19 protein-coding genes and 3 pseudogenes are annotated in these 24,773 nt (G+C 70.9%); 11 read left to right on the forward strand and 11 right to left on the reverse strand.

Translation table 11 applies throughout. The features are described from left to right. Positions 1 to 835: 835 nt before the first annotated feature. The 3 genes from hpnR (at position 836) to WBG99_RS31895 (ending at position 5,098) form a co-directional block, all read left to right on the forward strand. Positions 836 to 2,329, forward strand: a complete 1,494-nt coding sequence (gene hpnR / locus WBG99_RS31885; RefSeq protein ID WP_338899662.1) for a hopanoid C-3 methylase HpnR — start codon at positions 836 to 838, stop codon at positions 2,327 to 2,329. Between the two features lie 871 nt (positions 2,330 to 3,200). Continuing rightward, positions 3,201 to 3,968 carry an SDR family NAD(P)-dependent oxidoreductase gene (locus WBG99_RS31890; RefSeq protein ID WP_338899663.1) on the forward strand — a complete coding sequence of 256 codons (768 nt, stop codon included), beginning with the start codon at positions 3,201 to 3,203 and terminating at the stop codon, positions 3,966 to 3,968. A 233-nt stretch (positions 3,969 to 4,201) separates the two neighbouring features. Next, positions 4,202 to 5,098, forward strand: a complete 897-nt coding sequence (locus WBG99_RS31895) for a transposase (protein ID WP_338899664.1) — start codon at positions 4,202 to 4,204, stop codon at positions 5,096 to 5,098. Positions 5,099 to 5,184: 86 nt separating this feature from the next. Here WBG99_RS31895 and WBG99_RS31900 read toward each other — a convergent pair whose 3' ends face one another. From WBG99_RS31900 to xylB, 5 genes are all read right to left on the reverse strand, one after another. Then, the gene (locus tag WBG99_RS31900; protein ID WP_338899665.1) at positions 5,185 to 6,708 is read right to left on the reverse strand and encodes an aldehyde dehydrogenase family protein; all 1,524 of its coding nucleotides are present in this window, start codon (positions 6,706 to 6,708) and stop codon (positions 5,185 to 5,187) included. 154 nt (positions 6,709 to 6,862) lie between these two features. Next, the gene (locus tag WBG99_RS31905) at positions 6,863 to 8,176 is read right to left on the reverse strand and encodes a GAF domain-containing protein (protein ID WP_338900552.1); all 1,314 of its coding nucleotides are present in this window, start codon (positions 8,174 to 8,176) and stop codon (positions 6,863 to 6,865) included. 107 nt (positions 8,177 to 8,283) lie between these two features. Then, positions 8,284 to 8,883, reverse strand: a complete 600-nt coding sequence (locus tag WBG99_RS31910; protein WP_338899666.1) for an N-acetylmuramoyl-L-alanine amidase — start codon at positions 8,881 to 8,883, stop codon at positions 8,284 to 8,286. A 231-nt stretch (positions 8,884 to 9,114) separates the two neighbouring features. Further along, a complete protein-coding gene (locus WBG99_RS31915; protein WP_338899667.1) occupies positions 9,115 to 10,323 on the reverse strand; it encodes an ROK family transcriptional regulator in 1,209 nt (402 codons plus the stop codon). Between the two features lie 104 nt (positions 10,324 to 10,427). Next, positions 10,428 to 11,873 (reverse strand): xylulokinase, encoded by a 1,446-nt coding sequence (xylB, locus tag WBG99_RS31920; protein ID WP_338899668.1) that lies wholly within the window; start codon positions 11,871 to 11,873, stop codon positions 10,428 to 10,430. A gap of 145 nt (positions 11,874 to 12,018) precedes the next feature. Between xylB and xylA the strand changes: the two genes are divergently transcribed. Beyond that, a complete protein-coding gene (gene xylA / locus WBG99_RS31925; protein WP_338899669.1) occupies positions 12,019 to 13,185 on the forward strand; it encodes a xylose isomerase in 1,167 nt (388 codons plus the stop codon). 507 nt (positions 13,186 to 13,692) lie between these two features. Here xylA and WBG99_RS31930 read toward each other — a convergent pair. After that, positions 13,693 to 14,969: pseudogene (locus WBG99_RS31930) on the reverse strand (SWF or SNF family helicase). Then, a complete protein-coding gene (locus tag WBG99_RS31935; protein ID WP_338899670.1) occupies positions 14,966 to 17,827 on the reverse strand; it encodes a DEAD/DEAH box helicase in 2,862 nt (953 codons plus the stop codon). Before WBG99_RS31935 ends, WBG99_RS31930 begins: the two are co-directional and overlap by 4 nt. Positions 17,828 to 18,044: 217 nt before the next feature. Here WBG99_RS31935 and WBG99_RS31940 point away from each other — a divergent pair, with 217 nt between their 5' ends. Beyond that, the gene (locus WBG99_RS31940; RefSeq protein WP_338899671.1) at positions 18,045 to 18,257 is read left to right on the forward strand and encodes a hypothetical protein; all 213 of its coding nucleotides are present in this window, start codon (positions 18,045 to 18,047) and stop codon (positions 18,255 to 18,257) included. 41 nt (positions 18,258 to 18,298) lie between these two features. Here the strand turns inward: WBG99_RS31940 and WBG99_RS31945 are convergent, their stop codons facing one another. The 3 genes from WBG99_RS31945 to WBG99_RS31955 form a co-directional block, all read right to left on the reverse strand. Continuing rightward, complete coding sequence (locus WBG99_RS31945; RefSeq protein ID WP_338899673.1) at positions 18,299 to 19,165, reverse strand: hypothetical protein; 867 nt, start codon at positions 19,163 to 19,165, stop codon at positions 18,299 to 18,301. Between the two features lie 137 nt (positions 19,166 to 19,302). Next, the gene (locus WBG99_RS31950) at positions 19,303 to 19,599 is read right to left on the reverse strand and encodes a hypothetical protein (RefSeq protein WP_338899674.1); all 297 of its coding nucleotides are present in this window, start codon (positions 19,597 to 19,599) and stop codon (positions 19,303 to 19,305) included. A gap of 164 nt (positions 19,600 to 19,763) precedes the next feature. Beyond that, positions 19,764 to 20,363 (reverse strand): methyltransferase domain-containing protein, encoded by a 600-nt coding sequence (locus WBG99_RS31955; RefSeq protein ID WP_338899675.1) that lies wholly within the window; start codon positions 20,361 to 20,363, stop codon positions 19,764 to 19,766. Between the two features lie 153 nt (positions 20,364 to 20,516). Here WBG99_RS31955 and WBG99_RS31960 point away from each other — a divergent pair. The 6 genes and pseudogenes from WBG99_RS31960 to WBG99_RS31985 form a co-directional block, all read left to right on the forward strand. Continuing rightward, positions 20,517 to 20,957 (forward strand): annotated as a pseudogene (locus tag WBG99_RS31960) (ATPase); the annotation flags it as partial. Then, positions 20,954 to 21,393 (forward strand): annotated as a pseudogene (locus WBG99_RS31965) (roadblock/LC7 domain-containing protein). The pseudogenes WBG99_RS31960 and WBG99_RS31965, both read left to right, overlap by 4 nt. 20 nt (positions 21,394 to 21,413) lie before the next feature. Beyond that, a complete protein-coding gene (locus WBG99_RS31970) occupies positions 21,414 to 21,830 on the forward strand; it encodes a DUF742 domain-containing protein (protein ID WP_338899676.1) in 417 nt (138 codons plus the stop codon). A gap of 189 nt (positions 21,831 to 22,019) precedes the next feature. Next, on the forward strand, positions 22,020 to 22,625 hold the full coding sequence (locus WBG99_RS31975) for an ATP/GTP-binding protein (protein WP_338899677.1): 606 nt from the start codon (positions 22,020 to 22,022) through the stop codon (positions 22,623 to 22,625). 300 nt (positions 22,626 to 22,925) lie between these two features. After that, positions 22,926 to 23,339, forward strand: coding sequence for a roadblock/LC7 domain-containing protein (locus WBG99_RS31980; RefSeq protein WP_338899678.1), 414 nt, complete (start codon positions 22,926 to 22,928; stop codon positions 23,337 to 23,339). A gap of 15 nt (positions 23,340 to 23,354) precedes the next feature. After that, positions 23,355 to 23,849 (forward strand): DUF6397 family protein, encoded by a 495-nt coding sequence (locus WBG99_RS31985; protein ID WP_338899679.1) that lies wholly within the window; start codon positions 23,355 to 23,357, stop codon positions 23,847 to 23,849. A 29-nt stretch (positions 23,850 to 23,878) separates the two neighbouring features. On the opposite strand, the gene WBG99_RS31990 is transcribed toward WBG99_RS31985, so the two are convergent. Then, positions 23,879 to 24,754 (reverse strand): acyl-CoA thioesterase II, encoded by an 876-nt coding sequence (locus WBG99_RS31990; RefSeq protein ID WP_338899680.1) that lies wholly within the window; start codon positions 24,752 to 24,754, stop codon positions 23,879 to 23,881. Positions 24,755 to 24,773: the final 19 nt, after the last annotated feature.

Raw genomic sequence — 24,773 nt, forward strand, 5'->3', positions numbered from 1 at the left:
TCCCGCGGCGAGCCGCAGTGTCCACGTCAGTCTCGGAGTCACCCTTCGGCCATGCCCTGAAACACGGCATGACCCATGTGCGGGAACCCTGTCCGTCACGCGAGTGACGTCATAGGCCGACCGGTTGCAGAGTGTGCCGGGCGGCAGTTGTGAGTCCGACCCGCCGTACCTGTCACCGGGGCAGGGGCGACTGGTTCTGGGCATTCCCCGGACCCCGGGCGCGTTGGCTGCGACTGGAACCCGCCGACAGTACGCCGTGCCACGGAATCGTCGGGCACGACACACTTCGCCTCCCCTTCGGAACCCGCGCCGGTCGAGCCGGGGGTCAGGCCCGCGGCAGCCAGACCGAGCACGGTGATCACCGCGCCGATCCAGCAGTCGTTTCAGACGACGCCGACCCGTGCGCCGTGTCTTCTGGTGTTCGCCGACTCGTGCCGCAACGCCTGTGGGAACGGGGCGTGACGCGGGTGTACGGCCATTCCGGAGACGGGAGCAACGGACTGCTCGGCGCCTTCGACCGGCAAAGGGGGCCTGGAGTTCATGCGGTCGACGGGCCGCTCACCCGTCCGGACGCGCTGGGCAGGGCATGAGGGAGGGCGGCGGCCAGGATGGAGGGTGCTGTCCCAGGTAAGAGGTCCGGAGCCGTCCGCTGCGCGGCCGGACGGGTGAATGAGAGTGCCTTGATCCGCAGGAAGAGCGGGTCGTCGAGCACCGATCGACGGAGTACCGCCGGTCTTGGGCCCTTCGGCGGACGGTGGTTCCGGCCCGCCCCCGTGGAGCCCCCTGACGGCTGCCGCCCGGCCGCCGTCCCCGTCCGCCGTCCACCGAGGTGACCATGCGCCTGCTTCTCGTCCATCCCAGCTCCCTGATGTACTCGGAGATCTTCCTGCGTCTGGAGCCGCTCGGCCTGGAGCGGGTGGCCGGCGCTGCCCGCGACGCGGGCCACGAGGTGAGGATCGTGGACCTGCAGGTGACCGGCACCAAGGAACTGGCCCGCGAGTTCACCTCCTTCCGCCCCGACGCCCTCGGCGTCTCCCTGAACTACCTGGCCAACATCCCCGAGGCGATCGGCCTCGCCCACGCGGCCAAGCGCGCCGCCCCGGACTGCTTCGTCTTCTTCGGCGGGCACAGCGTGTCCTTCGTGGCGGAGGACGTGCTCGCACAGGCCGCGGGGGCCGTGGACGCGGTGATCCGCGGCGAAGGGGAACCGGCCGTGGTTCCGCTGCTGGAAGCGGTGCGTGACGGAGGGCTGGAGGGCGTGCCGGGAATCGTCACTCCGACGGGCCGTGGCCCCGAACCGCGGATGCTGCACGGCATCGACAGCCCCGCGCCGGCGCGCGACCTGACGCGGCACCGGCGCAGGTACTTCATCGGGGAACTGGATCCCTGCGCGTCGATCGAGTTCACCCGAGGTTGCCCGTGGGACTGCTCCTTCTGCTCCGCCTGGACCTTCTACGGCCGCAGCTACCGCAAAGCCTCCCCCGAGGCGGCCGGCGCGGAGATGGCGAGCATCCGGGAACCGAACGTGTTCATCGTCGACGACGTCGCCTTCATCCGGCCCGAGCACGGGCACGCCATCGCCGCCGAGCTGGAACGCCGCAGGATCCGCAAGCACTACTACCTGGAGACCCGCAGCGACGTCCTGCTGCGTAACGAGGAGGTCTTCCAGCGCTGGGCCCGACTCGGCCTGAAGTACATGTTCCTCGGCATGGAGGCCATCGACGCCGAGGGACTGGACCTGTACCGCAAACGGGTCAGCCCCGACGACAACTTCCGCGCCCTGGAAGTGGCACGCCGGCTCGGCCTCAGCGTGGCGATCAACCTCATCGTGGACCCGGCGTGGGACGAGGAACGCTTCCGTGTCGTCCGTGAGTTCGCGCTCGCCGTCCCGGAGATCGTGCACCTGACGGTGATGACGCCCTACCCCGGAACGGAGATCTGGCACACCGAGTCCCGCAGGCTCACCACCCGCGACTACCGGCTGTTCGACATCCAGCACGCCGTGGTGCCCACCACCTTGCCGCTGGACGTCTTCTACCGCGAACTGGTGAAGACCCAGTCGGTCATCAACCGCAAGCACCTCGGCCTGCGGACCGCGGCGGGCGCCCTACGCGTCCTGGGCGGCAACCTCGCCCGCGGACAGACCAACTTCGCCCGCATGCTGTGGAAATTCAACCGTGTCTACAACCCCGCACGGCAGTTGGCCGACCACCGCCGCCCGGTGCGCTACGAGCTCCCGCTCCCGCGGCATCTGGACGTCGGTGACCGCCGCAAGCTGTACGTCCACACCCGGCCGGCCGGCCGACGCGACGCCGGACGGGCAGAATAGGACGGTGCCGCACGCGGACATCCACGGCTACCGCACGATCATCGGGTGAACGCGCTTGACCTGCAAGAAGTATGCAAAGGGAGCGCAGGACTCGGCGCATGGAGCGTTGCGCTTCTCGAGAAGGGGAACGGTGGAAGACCGTGTGCCCTGTGGCCCCATGGGGCCACAGGATCCTTACCAGCGCAGTCATGGATCCCACCCGCGCTGCTCGGCTCAGTGTCCGGTTCCATCCGGACGGAGACCCGGCACCCGGAAGCTGGAGCAACTCGTCGTGCCGGTTACCTCCTCTTCGCCCGGGTCGAGATCTTCTCGGAGAAGATCCGCGGGGCCGGATGACGTCGTTCCGAGACTGGCTCATCGCGGTAGGACGTCAGCTCGCACATCAGCCGGGACCGGCTCAGGACCTGGAGGTCCACGACGCGGGGGCGTACGCCAGGGCACTGGGTGGACGAGCAGCAGACGCGCTGTCACCTTGCTACCGGCTCGGGGACGGGGCGTGTCCGAACTTCTGATGGCGGGTGGTCAAAACGAACCTGCCCGTGCCTGTCCCTGCGTACGGCCATTCAGCAGCACTGGACGTTGCGAAAGGAGTGGTTTTTCTGGTGCGTCGGTACGGGGGGGCTCCGGGGGCGTGGCGCTGAGGAAAGCACCGGGTAATGGAACGGCATCGTGGGATCCGGACGTACCGGTTGATGTGCCGCTCCGGACGATGAAACCGGAGGTGTTCCGCGGTACCGCCCATACACTCCGACGGATCGTCGACCAGACCGAAGCGTAGGGAGACAGCCCGATGACGCACTCCGGAAATCTCAAGGCGAATTCCGGATTTCCTCCGGCGGCGGCCACGGCTGGACCCGGCACGCACACGAGAATGCAGGAGTCAGCGCGACGGGGCGCCTCGGGCGTGGCACTGGTGACGGGGGCGTCCTCGGGCATCGGCGCTGCGATCGCGAGACGGTTCGCCGCGGGCGGGTGGCAGCTTCTCCTCAGCGGGCGGGACCGGCGTCGCCTGGAGGAGACGGCCGCCGGTACGTCGGCCGTCGTCCTGCCCATCGATCTCGCCGCCGCGGACGGTCCTCGCCTGCTGGCCTCGTCCGCGCTCGATGTGGCTGGGCAGATCGACGTGCTCGTCGCCGCGGCCGGGATCGGCTGGTCCGGGCCCTTCGTCACCATGCCGCACGCGGCCATCGACGGGATGCTGACCGTGAACCTTGACGCCACGCTCCACCTCGTGCGGGAGGTACTGCCCTCCATGGTGGCGGCCGGACAGGGACGCGTCGTGCTCATCGGATCCGTCGCGGGAACGGTCGGCGTGCGCGACGAGGCGGTGTACTCGGCCGCCAAGGGAGCGGTGGCCGTGTTCGCCGAGGCACTGCGGCAGGAGCTGCGGGGCACCGGAGTCCGTGTGACGCACGTCGTACCGGGGGCGGTGGACACGGCATTCTTCGAACGGCGGGGCACACCGTACCGCCGGGCCCGGCCGCGCCCGGTTCCCGCCGGTCGGGTCGCCGACGCGGTCTGGGACGGCCTTGAGCACGGACGTGACGACGTCTACGTGCCCTCCTGGCTGCATCTGCCGGGCCGGGTACGCGGCGTCGCACCCGCCCTGTACCGTCGGCTGCTGGGGCGCTTCGGTTGAGTACTCGTAGTCCGCAGTGATCCGTCCCAAGCCGCTCAGCTTGACTCTGTCGGGGATCTTGGTGTTTCTCAGCGCGGGAACGAGATCAGAGGGCATGCTCGGGGCTGTTTCGAAGGCCGATGCAGTTGACGAGGTGTTCGTTGTCCTTCTGTCCCCGTTCCGGTGAACAAGTCCCGTCGCTGACTGCGCAGATCGCGCGGGCGAGTAATCCGGGCGGCACGACGGCGATGTGGGTGCGTGACCGCCTCGACGGCCTGTGGCGGGACGAGGACTTCGCCGACTGGTACCCGCGCAACGGGCGCCCGGCGCTCTCACCCGCGCAGCTGGCCACGGTCAGCGTGCTGCAGTTCCTGTCGGGCCTTTCCGACCGTGATGCCGCCGAGGCCGTGCGCTGCCGCATCGACTTCAAGTACGCGCTCGGCCTCGATCTCGACGATCCCGGCTTCCACCACAGCGTGCTGTCCGACTTCCGGGACCGCCTGCTGCTGGACGGCCGTGCTGACCGCATGCTTGATCTCGCGTTGGCCCGGCTGAAGGAGGCCGGACTTGTCCGCGAGCGCACCACCCAGCGCACCGACTCCACCCACGTCCTGGCCGCAGTGCGGGACCTGCCCCGCCTTGAATTGGTCACCGAGGCCATGCGTGCGGCCCTCGAGGAACTGGCCCGCTCCGCCGACCACGCGCTGGACGGCCTGGTCGATGAGGACTGGGGCCGCCGCTACGGCCGGCCGGTGCGCCTGGGCGAGAACCCCACCCGGCCCAAGACCCGGATCAACACCACCGGAGAAGACGCTCGCCGTCTGCTCGAACACCTGGGCCGAAACCATCCCGGCCTGCTCGGCGGCCACCGGACCCAGGTTTTACGGCAGGTCCTGGTGCAGAACTACTACTGGGACTCCGCGGGCCGCCTGCGCTGGCGCGACGATGACGACGGCAGCGGCCTGCCGCCCTCGGCCAGCCGGATCGTCTCGTATGCAGGGACTCCCACGCCTGCGATCCTGGCGAGCCGCCAGCTGACACCCGCAGCCACCAAGATCCCCGGCAGAGTCAAGCTCAGTGAAACCTTGGCCCGGAAATGCCCCGGAACTGCTGGTCAGAGCTGGGATAGAGGTGGGAGATATCGGGAGTAAGGGCGTGTTTCGATTCGCTGCTTAGGTGTGTGCCGAGAAGGGCGCCTGCCGGGCATCTGGCCTGGTCAGGCGCCCTTCTTCTGCGTCTAGAAGAAGCCCAGCTTCTTCGGCGAGTACGACACCAGCAGATTCTTCGTCTGCTGATAGTGGTCCAGCATCATCTTGTGCGTCTCACGGCCGATGCCCGAACCCTTGTAGCCGCCGAACGCGGCGTGGGCCGGGTAGGCGTGGTAGCAGTTGGTCCAGACGCGGCCCGCATGGATGGAACGGCCCGCGCGGTAGGCGGTGTTGGTGTCGCGTGTCCAGACACCCGCCCCCAGGCCGTAGAGCGTGTCGTTGGCGATTTTGATGGCGTCGTCGAAGTCGTTGAACGAGGTGACGGAGACGACCGGTCCGAAGATCTCCTCCTGGAAGATCCGCATGCGGTTGTCTCCCTCGAAGATCGTCGGCTGGACGTAGTAGCCGCCCTTCAACTCGCCCTCGTGTTCGATGCGTTCGCCGCCGGTGAGGATCTTCGCGCCTTCCTGCCGGCCGATGTCCAGATAGGAGAGGATCTTCTCCAGCTGGTCGTTGGATGCCTGAGCGCCGATCATGGTCTCCGTGTCGAGCGGATGCCCGGTCTTGATCTGCTCGGTGCGGGCGACGGCCGCCTCCATGAACTCGGCGTAGTTCCCGCGCTGCACGAGCGCCCGCGACGGGCAGGTGCACACCTCGCCCTGGTTGAGCGCGAACATCGTGAAGCCTTCGAGGGCCTTGTCACGGAAGTCGTCGTTCGCCGACCACACGTCGTCGAAGAAGATGTTCGGCGACTTGCCGCCGAGTTCGAGGGTCACCGGCGTGATGTTCTCCGAGGCGTACTGCATGATCAGACGACCGGTCGTCGTCTCGCCCGTGAACGCCACCTTCGCCACGCGCGGACTTGACGCCAGCGGCTTGCCCGCCTCCACCCCGAACCCGTTCACGATGTTCACGACGCCCGGCGGCAGCAGATCCGCGATCACGCTCAGCCAGACATGGATCGACGCCGGGGTCTGCTCGGCCGGCTTGAGCACGACCGCGTTGCCCGCCGCCAGCGCGGGCGCCAGCTTCCAAGTCGCCATGAGGATCGGGAAGTTCCACGGGATGATCTGTGCGACCACGCCGAGCGGCTCGTGGAAGTGGTATGCCACCGTGTCGTCGTCGAGCTCCGCCAGCGAACCCTCCTGTGCCCGGATCGCCCCCGCGAAGTAGCGGAAGTGGTCGATGGCGAGCGGGATGTCGGCGGCCAGCGTCTCGCGCACCGGCTTGCCGTTCTCCCAGCTCTCCGCGACCGCCAGCTTCTCCAGGTTCGCCTCCATCCGGTCGGCGATCCTCCGCAGAATGTCCGAACGCTCGGTCACGGACGCCCGCCCCCAGCCGGGCGCCGCCGCGTGCGCCGCGTCCAACGCGCGCTCCACGTCCTCGCTCGTACCCCGCGCGATCTCCGTGAACGGCAGCCCGTTCACCGGGCTCGAGTTCTCGAAGTACTGCCCGCGCGCCGGCGGCACGTACTCGCCCCCGATGAAATGGTCGTAACGCGCCGCGTAGGAGACGACCGCTCCGTCCGTACCTGGCGCTGCGAAACGGGTCATGGATACCTGCCTCCCGAGAAGCGCCACCCGCCATTGGGCAGCTCTCGCGAGGAGGCTAGAAACCGGGATGTTGCAAGGACGTTGCGGTGCTCCATCTCCTCATCCCGCTTTCCTCATTGCGCTCTCCTCGGACCGGCACCCGGGCACACCGTCCTCAGGGACCTGGGCGGCGGCCCCATCCCGGTGGCGCCGCCAGTTCCGACTCCAGTTCGCGCAGCCGTGCCCGGACGGCCGCCGCGGGGCGTACGGCCGCGAGTGCCCGCCAGACGTCCAGATCCTCCTCACCCCAGGGGGCGTGTGCCCAGCCCGCCAGGAGGTCGGGGTCGCGGCGGGCTATCAGGGCCGCACGCAGCCCGTCGGCGAGCCTGTGCCGCAGCCGTACGACGGCCGGTGCCTGCGAACCGGGCAGCAGTGGACCCCCGTACGCCTCAGTGGCCGCCGTGATCGCGCCCGTCTCCAGCCTTCGTTCCACCACCGTCACATCGGACTCGACCGGAACCGTGAACCGGTACGGACGCGACCCCAGCAGGCCCGGCCCGAGCAGCCGACGCAGCCGGGCCAGTTCGGCCCGCAGCGTCACCGGCGTCACCGACTCGTCCTCGTACAGTGCGCAGAGCAGCTCGTCCCCGGACAGGCCCTCCGGGTGCCGGGCGAGGAGCACCAGGATCTCGCTGTGCCGACGGCTGAGCCTGATCTTCCTTCCCGCGACGAGGAGTTGAGCCTCGTCGCGGCCAAGGGCGGCCAGTTCGAGCGCGTCGGCCGACGCGCCGGGCGGGGCGAGCAGGGCGAGCTGGGACTCGGCGGCCCGCGCCACCGCCTGGACGAAGCCGAGGCTGTGCGGATGCGCCAAGCCGTCGCCGCCGGTGATGTCGACCGCGCCCAGCACCCGCCCCGTACGCGGGTCGTGCACCGGCGCCGCCGCGCACGTCCACGGCTGCACCTGCCGTATGAAGTGCTCCGCCGCGAACACCTGCACGGGCCGGTCCACGACGACCGCGGTGCCCGGCGCGTTGGTACCGACCGCGGACTCGGCCCAGCGCGCACCCGGCACGAAGTTCATCCGGTCCGCCCGCCGCCTGGTCGCCGAGTCCCCCTCCACCCACAGCAGCCTGCCCTGCGCGTCGCACACGGCCAGCAGGTGTTCGCCGTCCGACGCGAACGTGCCCAGCAACTCACGGACCAACGGCATCACCCGGGCCAGCGGATGCTCCGCGCGGTAGGAACCGAGGTCGCCGTCCGTCAGCTCCACAGGCGCGGTGCCTTCCGGCCCGACACCGGCCCTGGCCGAACGCCGCCACGAGTCGGCCACCACGGAACGCACCGGCCGCGCCATCGTGCCTCCCTGAGTGAACGCCTCATGGGCGCTGAGCAGCACCCGCACTCGTTCGACGGGGTCGGCTCCCGGTTCCAGCGCCACACATGGATCGGTCAACTCGGCCTCCCGGAAGGCGTGCACGGCACGCACCATCGTCACCGCCGGACGCGCACCCCGGCAAGCCGCGCGACCCCACTTCGCCTCGGACAGCCTCGGACCGCGCTGGCGGGACAGTCCGACCGCCCTTGCCCGGCTCGGCCTCAGACGGCGTTCACCAGGTGTATGTAGCGGGCCCAGTCCCAGTGCGGCCCGGGATCGGTGTGGTCGGTGCCCGGCACCTCATGGTGGCCGATGATGTGTGTGCGGTCCTTGGGTATGCCGTGTCTGTCGCAGATCACCGCTGTGAGCGCCGCCGACTGTTCGTACATGGCGCCGGTGAAGTACTGGGGCCGGTCCACCCAGCCTTCGTGCTCGATGCCAATGCTCCGCGCGTTGTAGTCCCAGTCGCCCGCGTGCCAGGCGATGTCGCGCTCACGGACGCACTGGGTGACCCGCCCGTCGGCCGACCGGAGGACGTAGTGTGCGGAGACCTGCTTCGCCGGGTTCCAGAAGACGGGCAGGGTGTTCTTGTACGTCGTCTGCGTCACGTGGATGATCACCAGGTCGATCGTGCGGCCGGTCGGGCCGTCGGCCGCGGTGTAGTTGGCCTGGCTCGCGGGCTCCCAACGGGCCCGCGCGTAGTCGACGGCCGGTGACTGGGCGCCGGCCCGGGCGTTCGGGAGCAGCGCGTAGGGGATGGCGGCGAGGGCGGTGCCCCGCAACAGCCGTCGCCTGCTCGGCAACGGTCTGGCTCGCTCCATCTGGGTCTGCCTTTCAGGGAAGGAGAGATTCCTCTCGGGGGCGTCGTAGGCGAAGACGCACCCGCACGTCGAATGGCTGCGCCGCACGTGAATCACGGTACGGCGACTGCCGATCCGGCCGTCCGAGCGCATACAGACACGTGGAAAAGCGGCGAGTTGTGGACAACTTCGTCACCTGGAAGGGGGGAAGGCGCCGCGCAGTCCTGTGCGTGGCGAAGCGCGCCGACTGCGTTACGGCCGGACGCCGGCCGTCGCCGGATCGTCCAGCACGTCCCGCACCACCGAATGCGCCGCACCGAGCAGCGGCCCCTCGGAGCCCAGTCGGGACACGGACACGGCACATGCGGGCCCGGCTGTGCGCCGCGCCAACTCCCGCTCCAGCGAGGGGAGCAGCCAAGGTGCGAGGGCGGCCAGGGCGCCGCCCAGCACCACGGTCTCCGGGTCCAGAAGATTGACCGCGCCGGTCAGCGCGATGCCGAGCGCGGTGCCGGCGCCGTGCAGGGCCCGGCTCACGGTCCCGTCACCGGCGGCGGCCCGCTCGGCGAGGAACTCGACACGGTGCTCGCCCGGTTCCAGGCCGGCCGCCCGCAGCACGGCCTCCTCGCCGGCGTACTGCTCCAGACAGCCCCGTCCACCGCAGGCGCACGGGGGGCCCTCCGGCCGTACGGGCACATGTCCCAACTCGCCCGCGAAACCGCGCGTTCCGCGGAGCAGCCGACCCTCCACCACGACCGCGCCACCGATGCCGATCTCCGCGGAGACGTGCAAGAAGTCGGATGGTGTGCCGTCGCCGAGCCAGAGTTCGGCGAGGCCGCCGAAGTTGGCCTCGTTGTCCACGGTCACCGGCAGGTCGCCGGGCAGCAGAGCCCCGAGGTCCGTGTCGTGCCAGTCGAGGTTGGGGGCGCGGATCACGGTGCGGCCGTCGCGCGCCACCAACCCGGGCACCGCGACCGCGAGACCCGCGGGCCGCAGGCCCTCGCCCCGCGCCTCGGCGACGACCCGCCGGACGAGTTCGGTCAGCTCGTCGATGACGGGCTCGGGCGACCGGCCGCGGTTGGTGCCGTGCCGCACGGCCCGCGCCCGTACGTCACCGCGCAGGTCAACGGCGCAGACCGCGAGATGGTCGACACCGATCTCCGCGCCGATTCCGGCGGGACCGCGTCCGCTGAGCGCGAGCGCCGATCCGGGTCGCCCGACCCGGCCGGGCCGCTCGGGGCCCAGCTCCTCCAGGAGCCCCGAGCGGATCAGTTCGTCCACCAGCGTGGACACCGCGGCGCGGGTCAGGCCGATGTGTGAGGCGACGGCGGCCCGGGACAGAGGTCCCTGGGCGTTGACGGTGTGCATGACCCGGGAGAGGTTGCGGCGGCGCATGCCCTGCTGGTTGTCGGGCAGGCGACGGCCGGAGCCGCTCGGGTGGGCTTCGTGCAGTGGTGCGGTCATGCCTCCCCCGGCTCGCGTCGGTGTGTCCCGGCGGGTGTCCTGGCGGGTGTTTTATCGATCATGTCGGAATCGTATTTTCCCACGTCAGGTACCCCTTTGCCTCGTCAGCGCCCGCCCGGTTCGCGCTCCAGCAGCGGTGCCGCGCCGGAGAGAACCCCGGAGATCCTGGCCAGCGTCTCCTCGTCCCGTTCCACGGCCTCCAGCACCGGCCCGTGTGCGGTGTCCCAGCGGCGGGCGACCGCCGCCGGGTCCTCACCGGTGAGGAGCCCGGCGGCCTGCGCGGCGGCCCCCAGTGCGACCAGTTCCTTGGCCTCGGGCACCTGCACGGCACGCCCCGACAGGCGCCGCACGGTCTGTTGCCAGGCCGCGCCCCGCGCGCCGCCGCCGATGAGGAGCAGTGGCGCGGAGATGTCCGCGTCGGCGTCGAGCACCAGGTCGAGTGCGCCGAGCAGCGAGTGCACGGCACCGTCGTAGGCGGCCTGGAGCAGCTGCCCGCCGGTGGTGTCGTGGCGCAGCCCGTGCAGCAGGCCCGAAGCGTGCGGCAGGGCCGGGGTGCGCTCGCCGTCCAGGTAGGGCAGGAGGGTGACGTTCGTGCCGGGCTCCACGGCCTCGCGGTCCAAGCCCAGCAGGGCGGCGACCCGGTCGACGGCCTGCGTGCAGTTCAGCGTGCAGGCCAGCGGCAGCCAGTCCCCGTGGGCGTCGGCGAAGCCCGCCACCGTGCCGGTCGGATCCGCGGGGCGGCGCTCGGACACGGCGTACACCGTGCCGGAGGTTCCGAGGCTCAGCACCGGGGTGCCGGGGCGCAGCCCGAGTCCCAGCGCTGCCGCCGCGTTGTCACCGGTACCGGCGGCGACCAGCGTGCCCTTGGAGAACGGCAGGTCGTGTGCGTCCCGTACGGTTCCGGCCACCTCACCCGGCCGCACCACCCGGGGGAGCAGGGCCGGATCCAACCCCACATGGGCGAGGACCTCCGCGTCGTACGTCTCGGTCGCCGTCGCCCACCATCCCGTACCGGAGGAGTCGCCGCGGTCGGTCGTGCCCTGGCCGGTGAGGCGCTCGGTGAGGTAGTCGTGCGGCAGGCGTACGGCGGCGGTCGCGCGGACCGCCTCGGGCTCGTTCTCCGCCAGCCAGGCCCACTTCGTGACCGTGAAGGACGGGCCCGGCACGCTGCCGGCGCGCTCCGCCCACGCCTTCGCTCCGCCCAGCTCCTCCACCAGACGGCTCGCCTGCGGCGCCGAGCGCACGTCGTTCCACAACAGCGCGGGGCGTACCGGCTCGCCCCGGGCGTCGAGGGTGACGAGGCCGTGCTGCTGGCCGCCGATCGACACCGCCGAAGCCTCACGCGCCGCATCCCCGCACTGGCGCAACGCCTCGCGCAGCGCGTCCCACCACTGCCGGGGATCGCTTTCCCGGCCCGCTCCGGAGGACACGGTGTGCGGAGCCTGGCCGCTCGCCACCACCCGTCCGGTCGACACGTCGACGACCAGGGCCTTGGTGGACTGTGTGGACGAGTCCACACCGACGACGAGCGGACCCTCGGCTGCTGGCATCGGCCTCTCCTTCTCACGCGGCTCGTGACCGCCGCGGACGCGGCTGGCGCCTCCGTCCGGCGACACCTTGTCTTCCCGGAGACACGTCCGCATACTAATTTGTAAATCGCCATGACGAAATAGTCGGAGCGCAAGGAGCCGCGGCATGAACTACCAGCCCACCCCCGAGGACAGGTTCACCTTCGGCCTGTGGACCGTCGGCTGGCAGGGAAGGGACCCGTTCGGTGATGCCACCCGGCGCGCCCTCGACCCGGCCGAGACCGTGCAGCGTCTGTCGGAACTGGGTGCCTACGGGGTGACCTTCCACGACGACGACCTGATCCCCTTCGGGTCCTCGGACGCCGAGCGCGAGGAGCACATCAAGCGCTTCCGCGCGGCCCTCGACACGACCGGCATGACCGTGCCGATGGCCACCACCAACCTCTTCACGCACCCTGTCTTCAAGGACGGCGCGTTCACCGCCAACGACCGTGACGTGCGCCGGTACGCGCTGCGCAAGACGGTCCGCAACATCGACCTGGCGGTCGAACTGGGCGCCAAGACCTACGTCGCCTGGGGTGGCCGTGAGGGCGCCGAGTCCGGTGCCGCCAAGGACGTCCGTGTCGCGCTCGACCGGATGAAGGAGGCCTTCGACCTCCTCGGCGAGTACGTGACCTCCCAGGGCTACGACCTGAAGTTCGCGATCGAGCCCAAGCCGAACGAGCCGCGCGGCGACATCCTGCTCCCCACGGTCGGCCACGCACTGGCCTTCATCGAGCGCCTGGAGCGTCCGGAGCTGTACGGCGTCAACCCGGAGGTCGGCCATGAGCAGATGGCCGGGCTGAACTTCCCGCACGGCATCGCCCAGGCCCTCTGGGCCGGCAAGCTCTTCCACATCGACCTCAACGGCCAGTCCGGCATCAAGTACGACCAGGACCTCCGCTTCGGCGCGGGCGACCTGCGCTCGGCCTTCTGGCTGGTAGACCTCCTGGAGAGCGCCGGCTACGCGGGTCCGAAGCACTTCGATTTCAAGCCGCCGCGCACCGAGGACTTCGACGGAGTGTGGGCGTCGGCCGCGGGCTGTATGCGCAACTACCTCATCCTCAAGGAGCGTGCGACCGCTTTCCGCGCGGACCCGGCGGTCCAGGAGGCGCTGCACGCCGCGCGCCTGGACCAGCTGGCCCGGCCCACGGCCGCCGACGGCCTGAAGGCCCTGCTCGCGGACCGTACGGCCTTCGAGGAGTTCGACGCCGAGGCCGCCGCCGCTCGCGGAATGGCCTTCGAACAGCTCGACCAGCTGGCCATGGATCACCTGCTGGGTGTGCGCGGCTGATCACGCGCGTGCGGGAGGCTCTTGCCGCTTCGGTGGCAGGAGCCTTTCGTCTTTCCCGGCCTGCTCCTGTGCCGCGCTCGGCCGACCACAATCCTTGGCGGAATTCTCCGGAACCGTGCGATCCATGGCGTGAGTGCCTGTCAACTCCCGCGCCAGAGTGGGGCCCTGACCGGTCTGCGGCGACTTAGGGGTCCTTGCACTGTGAGTGCCCGATGAGGTCGCGTGGTCCGGTGCCGTGCGTCGCAAGGCGCCGGAGAGCCCTCGATGGGGGCCCCTCCCGCGCGAGCGAAGTCGAGCGTGGGGAAGGAGCCACCAGGGCTTTTCGGTGACGCGGCGAGGCGCGGTGCCAGGCCGCTCGACCCGGGCGCTCACAGTGCAAGGAACCCTAAGGTCGGTATGGGCATGCCGCCGTCATCCTCCCAGCCGCCTCGGCCGCCGAATGGCACACCGTCGAGCGGCGCGCGTACGGCCTGCGGGGCATGCCGGCCTCGGCCGGGACAAGCTCCTTCAGGCGTCGGCCTCCGCGCCGGCCGAGGCCAGTGCCGTCGCCGGATCGTGGGCCGCTGGGCCGACAGCGCCCAGCGGCCTCGCTCCCTGCGGTAGGGCCACCAGCGGCCGTCCCGTCCGAGGCGCAGCTGGGCCGAGCCGCCGACCACGGTCCACCGGTTGTGCGCGGAGTGCAGCCGAGGCCGCTCGTCCTCGTCCCAGGCCGATTCCAGGGCGGCACGCGCGCGTGCGAGGGATTCCGCCTCCAGGTGCTCTTCTCCGTCGAGTACGGCGAGTCCGGCAACCCCGCCGTACCGCCAGGCGCGGACGGCGAGCGCCAGCCCTTCCCGGTCACGCTCGGACCCCTGGGAGAGCCGTGCCCCGATGCCCGGTTCCGGATCACCGGCGGCCAGCCGCACCGCGTCCTGATGGAGAGTCAATTCGTGCTCCACTGGCTGCTGCTCGTGTCCGGGCAGGAGAGCCTCGGCCAGCATCCGGTGTGCCGCGCGGGCGGTCTGCGCCGCCAGGAAGGCGAGCGCCGCCGGGTCCACGCCGGGAGCGGGCGGCACCTCGGTGTCCAGGGAAGGCGGCAGGCCCGGCTCCACGGGCAGCCGGGGCGGCTCGGGGAGCGGCGGCAGAATCTCACCGGCGGCGTAGGCCTCGGCGGCGTCCAGGCCCTCCTGGAGGTCTTCCCGCGCCTCCCTCTCATCCACCGCGGGGGCGAAGCTGCGTACCTGGAGTTCGTCCAGGAGCGCGTGTTCGGCGCGCCCTCGCATCAGCAGCAGCACGAACGGGTCCTGGTCCAGCAGTCGGGCCACCTGGTAGCAGAGGGCCGTGGTGTGTCCGCAGTGGTCCCAGGCGCCGCAGTCACACTCCGCCTCAAGATCACCGAGGCCGGGCAGCAGATCGACCCCCGCGGTCGCGGCGTCCTCGACCAGATGCGGTGGCATCTCGCGGTCGAGCAGGGCGGCGATGTGCCCGGCCTGCTCGACCGCCATGCCCACGAAACGGTCCCAGCGACGCTCCGACAGTTCCTGGAGCAGGACGTCGGCGCGATGGGCGGTGCCGTCACGGTCCTGGACGACGGCCGTGACGCGCCCGGGGCGCACCGACACCGCGCCCACGGCTCCCGCGCGCGCGAGCCTGCGCCCCGCCTTCACCTGCTCCCCGTCCATCGCCGCGTCCTCAAGGGCCTTCAGCCAGGCCCGGCCCCACCACGTCTGCGCGAAACCCCGCCCGCGCACGGGCGCCGGCGTCGCGAACGTGCGCTCGTGTTCATGTCCGGTGCGTTCCGTCATCCCGCGCCCCCTCGAAGTTCCACCAGGTCGGCCAGTTCGGTGTCGGACAGCTCGGTGAGCGCCGAGTCACCGGCGCCGAGCACCGCGTCGGCCAGCTCCCGCTTGCGCAGCAGCATGTCCGCGATGCGGTCCTCGATCGTTCCCTCCGTGATGAGCCGGTGCACCTGCACAGGCCGTGTCTGACCGATGCGGTACGCCCGGTCGGTGGCCTGCGCCTCGACAGCCGGGTTCCACCAGCGGTCGTAGTGCACGACATGCTCGGCCCGGGTCAGGTTCAGACCTGTGCCGGCGGCCTTCAACGACAGCAGGAAGACGGGCACTTCGCCCTCCTGGAAGCGTTCGACCATCGCCTCCCGCTCGGGAACCGGTGTCCCGCCGTGCAGGAACCGCGTCGGCACACCGCGTGCCGCGAGATGGCGTTCCAGGAGCCGCGCCATCCGCACGTACTGCGTGAACACCAGAACGCTCGCGCCCTCGGAGAGGATGGTGTCCAGCAGTTCGTCCAGCAGCTCCAACTTCCCCGATCTGCCCGGGATCCGGGGCTGCTCCTCCTTGAGGAACTGCGCGGGGTGGTTGCAGATCTGCTTGAGCCCGGTCAGCAGCTTCACGATCAGTCCGCGCCGCTCCATGCCGTCGGCCTCGGCGATCTCCGCCATGGTCTCGCGGACCAACGCCTCGTACAGCCCCACCTGTTCCCTGGTGAGTGACACGGCGCGGTCGGTCTCGGTCTTCGGTGGCAGCTCCGGCGCGATGCCGGGGTCCGACTTGCGGCGGCGCAGCAGGAAAGGCCGCACGAGCCGGGAGAGCCGCTCCGCCGCGGCGGGGTCCCGACTGCCCTCGACGGCCTGTGCGTAGCGGGTACGGAAGGTGCCGAGCCCTCCGAGCAGGCCCGGGGTGGTCCAGTCGAGGATCGCCCACAGCTCGGACAGGTTGTTCTCCACCGGCGTGCCGGTGAGCGCCACACGCGCGCGTGCGCCGATGGTGCGCAGTTCCTTCGCCGTGGCCGAGTAGGGGTTCTTCACGTGCTGTGCCTCGTCCGCCACGACCATGCCCCAGGGCACGTCGGCGAGGCGCGGCGCGTCGAGGCGCATCGTGCCGTACGTGGTGAGGACGAACTCCGCGTCGGCGAGCCCGTCCAGGCTGCGCCGGGCCCCGTGAAAGCGGCGCACCGGCACACCGGGGGCGAACTTCTCGATCTCCCGCTGCCAGTTGCCCATCAGTGAAGCCGGGCAGACCACGAGGGTGGGGCCCGCCGACGAGGTGTCGGACCGCCGATGCAGATGCAGGGCGATCAGGGTGATCGTCTTGCCGAGGCCCATGTCGTCGGCCAGACAGCCGCCGAGTCCCAGCGAGGTCATCCGGGCCAGCCAGCCGAGGCCCCGCAGCTGGTAGTCGCGCAGTGTCGCGGCGAGTCCGGACGGCTGCCCGACCGGCTCCTGCCCCTCCGGGTCCGACAGGCGCTCCCGCAGCGTCGCCAGCCACCCCGTCGGACGTACGTCGACCATCCGGCCGTCGACCTCCGTGGAACCCGTCAGTGCGGCACTGAGCGCGTCGACGGGGGAGACCCTGCGGTCCTGACGGTCACGGGCGCGGCGGATCTCCTCGGGGTCCACCAGGACCCACTGGTCACGCAGCCGCACCATCGGGCGGTTCGCCTCAGCGAGCAGGTCCAGCTCCTGGCGGGTGAGTCGCTGGTCGCCCAGCGCGAACCACCAGTCGAAGGCGAGCAGCGCGTCGGCGGACAGGAACGACGGGGTGTCCGAGACGGCCTTGTCAGGACCTTGTTCGTGGTCCGGCGGGCCGATGACCGCGCGGGCCGTCAACCTGCGCGCCGGCTCCTTGGGCCAGTGCACGTCGACGCCGGCCGCCGCCAGTAGCCGGGCGCCCTCGCCGAGCAGCTCGGTGACCTCCTCGTCGGCGAGGTCCACGGCGTCCGGCACGGAGGCCGAGAGCAGGGGCGTGAGCGGTGCCCAGGCGCGGGCCGCGCGGCGCAGGGCGAGCAGGACGTCCATCCGCGCGCGCGGGCCGAAGGTCTCGGCGCCGGCCCAGACGGCGGAGGCGTCCGCGACGAGCGCCGGATCGTTCACATCACGCACCTGAAGGACGGCACGGAACGGCAGGTTCGTCGGGGCCGGCCCGTCGGGCGGGACAGAGGCGAGCCCCGGGACCTCCACGCGCAGCGAGACGCGGATCCCCGTGTCGTGCCCGGCGGCGACATCGGCGGCCCAGGCACGCTGCTCGGGCACGTGCTGGGGGTCCCGCGAGGCGAAGGCCCGGCCGCCTGCCGCGGCGCTCGCGGCGGGGGAGCGGGGCAGCGAGTCCAGGACCGCGTCGAGGAAGTCGCGCAGCAGTCGCTCCGGATCCGGGAGGTGCCACGGTCCCTTGTGGTCCACGGGCGCCGCATGTGCCTCGGGTGGCATCGCGGCGGCCAGGTCACGGATCCGGTCCACATCATCGGCCCGCAGCGGGCCCGCCCGCCAGGCGTCATGGCCGCTCGTCGTCACTCCGGGCAACAGCAGTCCCCGCGCGGCCAGTTGGAGCGCCACTATGGTGGCCGCGCCCCAGAACGCGGTCGAACGGTGGGCGCCGGTCGCGGTACGCGCGCGCGTGAACACCGCAAGCGCGGCGTGCACCGGAAGAGACACGGCGGGCACTGTCACCGGCTTGACACCCTCGTCGCCGGGCAGGACGACCGTCAGGTCCTCGGCGCGGCCGTGCGTGACCAGGGGCGGCGCCGAGCCGTCCGGTCGCCAGAAGGTGACACGTCCGGTGCGGGCCGGGTCCGAGGCCATGAACACGGCGCGGCAGCGGGTCAGCCCGGATACTTCGGAGGGGGTTGCCACGGGGTTCGTCGGCACAGGGATAGTGAACTCCTCAAACTTGACTACTCGCAGATTGCTGAAGCTACAGCACGCTGAACCTCCAGCAGGCATGCTGTGGAGTGACGTGGCTCACTTTTCCGGCCGGTCGACGGGGGCATCTCAGGGTTGTACGGGGGTGCGACTCAGGGATGCGTCAGGGTCGTGGTCCGGAACTGCGGAGAGCTCGATCCCGTTCTCAGGACAGAGAGCGGCAGTGGCCGCGAAGGAGGCGACCGAGATGTCGAAGAGCACGAAGATCGTCGCGGGGGGTGCGGCAATCGGGATCGTCCTGCTGATCCTGTTGCCCTTCCCCTTCTGGGCCAATCTCCTGATCGTCCTGGGGATCCCCACGGCCGCGTACCTCGCGCTGGACCCCTCGCAGCGGCGCAGGCTGCGCCGGTCCGGCCGTAAGGAGCTCGGCCGCTGAGTGTCACCGGCCCGCGTGGGCGGGCCGGTGAGGCACACGACTCAGTTGGGGCGTACCGCGATCTTGTCGAGGGACTCCAGGAGGCCGGGCAGTTCCGGGCCCCGGCCCACCGGCAGCACTTCCCCGGGCTCCTCGTCGAGAAGGACGAACGCTATGTCGTCGGTCCTGGCCACCATCGACCAGCCGGGACCGTCGGCACGGAGGGTGCGGGCACCTCCCGGCGCGAACGACGAGCGGACGCGCCCGAGGGGCGGCGGTGACTCCACATACGCGCGTGCCTCCGCGAGAACGCGGCGGATGCCCGTGCGAGGGGTGCCCCCGGCCTCCCCGGCGTCGGCCGAGTTCCCGGCCGCCCCCGTCGCCTCACCGGTTGCCGCCTGGCCCCCGCCGTCCTGCCCGGTGAACGCGGCGTCGTCGATCTGCTCCCGCCACGTGGACCACTGCAGTGCGATCTCGTCCGCGCCCAGACGCCGCTGGGCGGCGCCCCAGGTGCTGGTGTCCGGCGGACTCAGCGGAGACAGGTCCGAGAGCTCGGGGTCCGGGTCGTGAGGCGCGGGCACCCCCGGGGCCGCCACGGCCACCGCGAGCGGCCAGCCGGGCAGCGCGGCCACGACCGAGTCCTCATCGGGCGACAGGTCGTACTCCATGCCGCAGTCCCACGACGCGATGGCCACGGCGACCAGCGAGACGTCGTCGACCACCACCGTCCAGCGGGCGCCGTCGCCGTCCTGCCCCAGGACGATTCCGTACCCGTCGGCGAGCGGTGCGAGGCCGAGGGCCGCGCAGGCCTCCGGATAGTCGTCGCCCAGCACGCTGGGGAAGTTCGCGGGCGTGAGCAGTACCGCCGTCAGCACATACAGCGCATCGTCGTCCCCGGCGGTGACGGCGTCGTCGTCCGTCCCGGCCATGGCGGCCTCCCATCGCTCTCGCTCGTCCGTCGGCGCACCCTAATGCGCCCGGCGGGCCCTTGTCACGAGCGTGAACCCCGTCCGGAGCTGCAGGTATCCGGGTGGACAGGGCGAATCGGCCGGAGATCCCCGCTCGTTCAGGCGGCGGGCAGCCCCAGGAGCGACCGTGCCACCGTCTGCGGCGACTCGTCCCGCTCCCGCGCGAGCGCGATGACCGCTCGGCACGCCAGCTCACTCACCCCGAACGACAGGGCCTCGGGCGACACCCAGGTCACGGCTTCGTCGATCTGGTCCTGGTCGTCCTCGGCGCACGCTGAGATGTAGACGGCGGCGGCCTCGAACAGGTTGTGCGTGCGCTTCGTCTCCTGCGCTGCTGCCTCCGCGCGCAACGAGTTGCGTAATCTGCCGAAGGACTTGCGAAGACTGCCGAACATATGGGCCACCTTCCCACCCGCGTCGATATCACAGCTCGTTGGCGTGTTCCTGCTCAACGTAGGGACGGAGCTGCGGCCACAGAAGAGGGGCAGCGCGGTGAAGCGCCCTGAACGGCGGGTTCGGGAACTGGCGTAGCGTCGTTCTCCCGGACGGACCCCGGGGTTCAGTCGACGCGCGCCGCGAGTGCGAGGAAGCGGGCGTCCTCGTCGACGTACGACGTCATGTGCCAGCCCGAGCCGGCCAGCAGCGGGCCGAGGTTCGCCTGCGCACGCAGGTCGTCCGGGGTGAGCTTCCGCCCGTGGCGGGCCGCGAGTGCCGCCCGGCCGATCGGGTGGAAGAGCGCCAGCGTGCCGCCCGGCCGGACCACCCGTGCCAACTCCCGCAGATTCGCGGTGGGGTGCGGGAGGTGCGCGACGAGACCCGCGGCGAACACCGCGTCCAGCGATTCCGTACGCAAGGGCAGCCAGGCCACGTCGGCGAGCAGCAACTGCCCGTCGCGGTCCCGTCCGGCCCGTACGGCGGCCTTCAGCATGGCCGGTGTCAGATCCGCCCCGAGTACCGCTCCGGAGGGCCCCACGGCGGCGCGCAGCGGCGTCAGGGCCCGTCCCGTGCCGCATCCAGCGTCGAGCACGCGGTCGCCCTCTCGCAGGCCGAGATCAGCGACCGCGGCGGTGTAGGCGGGCCCGTCGTCGGGGAACCGGGTGTCCCAGTCCGCGGCCCGCGCCGTGAAGAACTCTTGGACGTGTGTGTGGTCGTCGCTCATGCTCCGCATGATCCCTCACCGGCACGAGGGAGGAGGTGACGCACAGGTTCGGGCATCAGGCGATCGTTCCAGTGCATACATGCGCCACATTCCACCACCTTTCGAAATGCGTCCCCTTCGTGCTCCCGTGCCCCCGCGACCACCGATGCCCGGCCACAGCCCGAGGAACGCGAGTACTCGCGCGTGCCCGCCGCCCCGTACCAGGAACCCGTCGAACCGTCGGCAGACCGGTGCGCCCTGATGGCCCCCGTCGCCTCCGCCGGGCAGACCACGGCGGACGGACCGCCCGAACCGCAGCCCGGCGTCACCACCCTGAGGCCGCACCGTCCCCCGCCGGAACCGGAACACTCCGACGAACTGCCCCGCCGCGTACGCCAGGCGAACCTCGCGCCCCAACTGCGCGAACAGCGCACCGGGCACCCCGCGCAGACGGAGGCCTCCCCGGCGGACCACGAGCGCACTCCGGAACTCGTACGAGACCGCATGGCGGCCTACCGCGCCGGCTGGGCGCGCGGTGGCGGCAGGACACCCGGCCGAGGCGCCACCCACGGCCCCGCCACGGGCAGCGACAGCAGCGAAGGAGACCCCGCATGATGCAGGACCCGAGCACCAGGGCCACCGAGCGGTCCGGTGAACTCGACTGGCTGCTGGACGACCTGGTGCTGCGCGTGCACGAGGTACGGCACGCCGTGGTGCTGTCCAACGACGGACTCGCGGTCGGCGCCTCCAGCGACCTCAGGCGCGAGGACGCGGAGCACCTTGCCGCCGTCGCCTCCGGCTTCCACAGCCTGGCCAAAGGCGCGGGCCGCCACACTTCGGCGCCGGCGGCGTACGCCAGACCATGGTCGAGATGGACGACGGCTTCCTCTTCGTCGCGGCTGCCGGAGACGGCTCGTGTCTCGCCGTCCTCACCTCCGTCACCGCCGACACCGGTCTGGTGGCGTACGAGATGGCACGGCTGGTGAAACGCGTCGGAGAGCACCTCCGCACTCCGACCCGCGCCGGCGCGCGCCCGCCCGCGGCCGGATGAGCCGGAGACAGGCCGCGCCCATGACCGAGGGCGGCACAGGCGCTCCACACGAACCGCCGGGCAGCCAGTGGTACGACAACGAGGCCGGGCCGCTCGTCCGCCCCTACGCGATGACGGGCGGACGCACCGAGCCCGGCGCGAGCACAGTCCCCTTCGACCTGATCGCACTGGTTTCGGTCGACCCCGGCGCACCCCGAGCCGCGGACGACACCTCGCTCGGACCGGAACACCGGACGCTCGTCGAGCTGTGCTGGACCGACACCCAGTCGGTCGCCGAACTCGCCGCGGGCGCCGACCTGCCCGTCGGCGTGGTCCGGGTACTCCTCGGCGACCTCCTGGAACTGGGCCGCGTCACCGTCAGCCGGCCCGTGCCACCCGCGCGGTTGCCGGACGAGCGCGTCCTTCGTGAAGTCATCGAGGGACTGAGGGCGCTGTAGATGGACACATACACGGGTCCGACGTGTAGGCACTTCAGCACCAAACCGTGCACCGAACGGGCACCACACGGTCGGTGCCAGGACATTGCGATCCAACGCCGCGCGCACGAGTGGCAGTTGCCATGATGCTGAATCCGTACAGACGAACTGATGTCGACCGTGACCGGCACTCCCCGAGAGAAGTGATCGATGGTCTCCGAGCACTCCGATGTGACAGACGGCGACACGGGCGCCCTGGCACTGAAGATCCTTGTCGCCGGTGGATTCGGCGTGGGCAAAACCACCCTGGTCGGCGCGGTCAGCGAGATCAGACCGCTGCGCACCGAGGAACTCCTGAGCGAGGTGGGCCAGTCGGTGGACGACACCGACGGCGTCGACCAGAAGGTCACCACCACCGTCGCCATGGACTTCGGGCGCATCACCATCAGATCCGGACTCTCGCTCTACCTGTTCGGCACACCGGGGCAGGACCGGTTCTGGTTCCTGTGGGACGAGCTGGCACAGGGCGCGTTGGGTGCCGTCGTCCTCGCGGACACGAGGCGACTGCAGGACTGCTTCCCGGCCGTGGACTACTTCGAGCGCCGGCGCATCCCGTTCGTGGTCGCTGTCAACTGCTTCGTGGGAGCCCGCGCGTACGGTGCGCAGGACGTCTCCCGAGCCCTCGACCTGGACCAGGGCACTCCCGTGGTCCTCTGCGATGCCCGCGACCGCGACTCCGGGAAGGAAGTGCTGATACGGCTCGTCGAGTACGCCGGACGCGTGCACACCGCCCGGCTGCTCGACTCCGTCGGCTGAGTGGGCGGCGACACGGACCCTGGCCGGTTTCCGTCCCTTGACGCTGGTGTTTCCGGTGTTGAAGAGCATGTCGTCGCTCTTCGACAAGAACCGGATCGTCGTGGCGTGCGGGCGCCCGTCAGCGAGGACGGGCGGCGATTCGGCCGGTGCGCGTTCCGTGCGAGGCGGGGGTCCGCCATTCCTTGTCGGTCATCTTGCTTGCCTTGTCCTCATCCTGCTTGCTCCGACGCCAGCGGTGGGGAAGGCTGAATCGTCGGATCCTCCTTGCCAGGGGGAACGACGAAACGGGGAGTAGGAACAATGGCGCAGAACACGGGACTCGGTTGGCTGCTGGACGACCTGACCGAGCGCGTGGAACCCGTACGGCACGCCTTGGTGCTGTCCAACGACGGACTGGTCACGGCGGCCAGCACCGGCCTGCGGCGCGAGGACTCCGAACACCTCGCCGCGGTCTCGTCGGGCCTGCACAGCCTGGCCAAGGGCTCAGGACGCCACTTCGGTGCCGGCGACGTACGGCAGACGATGATCGAGTTCGACGACGCGGTGCTCTTCGTCACCGCGGCCGGGTCAGGCAGCTGTCTGTGCGTGCTCAGCGCCGCGGAGGCGGACATCGGCCAGATCGCCTACGAGATGACCCTGTTGGTGAACCGCGTCGGCGAACACCTCCGTGTGGACACCCGGCACCCCGAACGCTCGGCCGCGATAGAGCGCTGACCTGCTGTTCCGCCGATGCGGACCAAGTTGTCCACAGGCCTGCCCCGACTTCCGGCGAACGGGCTACGGTTTTTCCGAGGCGAGCGCGAGAGCAGCGCGAGCACCGTCCAGGATCCCTACGAGCGAGCCTTCCCGAACCGCCATCGCCCCGTACGGGCAGACCACGGCCCACCCGACCCGCCCGCCGCTCAGATCACCGCGCGGATCATGACGGCGGACGACCCCGATGAGATCGAGTGGCTGGGGACACAGACCCCCGGCAGTCCCTCATCGAGGCCCGAGCCCACCGACCCGCACCGAGGCCTCGCCGTAAAGTGCCCGCGCCGACCGCTCCTTACCGGCAGCCCGACCGGGACCTCCCGGCACGAGGCATCCCACGTCGTGGCCGCGCGCCAGGCGCAGCACCTGCCCGAGGGCGTGCGGCATCCGGAGAAACAGCGACCGACGCCGAGGTGGTGCCCCGAATCGCGACGAGGCCTGTTCGGCCGGCTCCGGCGCAGACACCACTGACCTGTCGGCGGGCCCCGAGCGGCCCTCGGTCAGGTGCCGAGCTTCCGGAACAGCCCCTCCTGCACGACCGACACGAGCAGACGTCCCTCCACATCGTAGATGCGGCCGCGGGCCAGACCGCGTCCCCCCACCGCGATCGGGGACTCCTGGTCGTACAGAAACCACTCGTCCGCGCGGAACGGCCGGTGGAACCACATGGCGTGATCCAGCGACGCCATGTCGAAACCACGCGGCCCCCAAAGGGGTTCGACCGGGATGCGGACGGCGTCCAGGAGAGTCATGTCGCTGGCGTACGTCAGCGCGCAGGTGTGCACGAGCGGGTCGTCGCCCAGCGGACCCACGGCACGCATCCACACCGCGCTGCGCGGCTCGGCGTTCTCGACCTCCTCGGGGGTCCAGCGCAACCGGTCGGCATACCGGATGTCGAAGGGCTGACGCCGGGCCATGCGCTCCAACTGCTCGGGGAGTCTGCCCAGGTGCTCGGTGATCTCCTGCGTCACCGTCGGCAGCGACTCGGGGTCCGGCACCTCGCGGGCCGGCGGCAGCTGGTGCTCGAAGCTCCCCTCTTCAGGCTTGTGAAAGGAGGCGGTCAGATTGAAGATCGTGCGGCCCTGCTGCACGGCGGTGACCCGGCGCGTGGTGAACGACCGCCCGTCACGGACCCGCTCGACCTGGTACACGATCGGCACCCCCGGACGACCGGGGCGCAGAAAGTACGCGTGCAGCGAGTGCACCGGCCGGTCACCCTCGGTGGTGCGCCCGGCCGCGACCAGGGCCTGCCCGGCGACCTGGCCGCCGAAGACCCGCTGCAGGGACTCCTGCGGGCTGCGCCCACGGAATATGTTCACCTCGATCTGCTCCAGGTCGAGCAGGTCCACGAGCCGCTCGGCGGGATTGGTCGTCATGTGCTGGCTTCTCCTGTAC

It is taken from the genome of Streptomyces sp. TG1A-60 (assembly GCF_037201975.1).
Taxonomy (GTDB): domain Bacteria; phylum Actinomycetota; class Actinomycetes; order Streptomycetales; family Streptomycetaceae; genus Streptomyces.